This window comes from Palleronia caenipelagi, assembly GCF_007004065.1.
Classification (GTDB): domain Bacteria; phylum Pseudomonadota; class Alphaproteobacteria; order Rhodobacterales; family Rhodobacteraceae; genus Palleronia; species Palleronia caenipelagi.
On the sequence record NZ_VFSV01000188.1, the window covers coordinates 1 to 607 of the forward strand.

The window sequence follows — 607 nt, forward strand, 5'->3', positions numbered from 1 at the left end:
GGTTGGGCGACGGCGTCAGCTTATGATTGCTGTTCGTGGTCACCGGCTTGCGCGGCTTTCTCAGGCGGGCTGAGATCCTGCTTTCGCGCATTATTCTGGCCACGCGCCGCTCCGGGACGTGCTCCCCCTCAGCGCACAGATCCCGGTGGATACGCTTGGACCCGTAGCGGTGTTTGCTGGCTTTGAAGACCCGCATAATTTTTGCCAGAAGCACGTCGTCCCGTGCAGAGCGCCGCTCGCGGCGGTCATCGCGGGCCGCCTGGCTGGCATGGTATCCATAGAGCCAGCTGCGCGACAAGCGTACGAGCCGGCAGAGTGTCGAAACCGCGTTCTCCCGCTTACGCGGCCCCACTGGGGACACGGTCAGTCGAACTGAGCTTTGCGGGCAGGGATGAAAGCGCGCTTATTCATCGTGGTTTCACCGCCCGAGATGCGAAAAAAGCGTTCGCGGGCGCACTCGGACCGGTGGCGTTCGCCTGCTCACCCATTTGCAAGATCTCGTTCTCCTCTGCCAGCCGCTTGTTCTCCTTGCGCAGCCGCTCCAGCTCGGCGGCATCGGCCTTCTGGCGGTGTTTCGCTTCCATCGAGCCGAAGGCCTCGATCTCCA

At 63.1% G+C, this 607-nt stretch carries 2 protein-coding genes; both read right to left on the minus strand.

Annotated features, from left to right (window positions below; translation table 11 throughout):
- Positions 1–352 (minus strand): IS3 family transposase (locus FEV53_RS20655; RefSeq protein WP_246100971.1); only part of this gene is annotated, 352 nt, incomplete at its 3' end.
- 55 nt (positions 353–407) lie between these two features.
- The coding region (locus FEV53_RS21170) for a hypothetical protein (protein WP_221931704.1) at positions 408–607 on the minus strand (200 nt) is incomplete at its 5' end.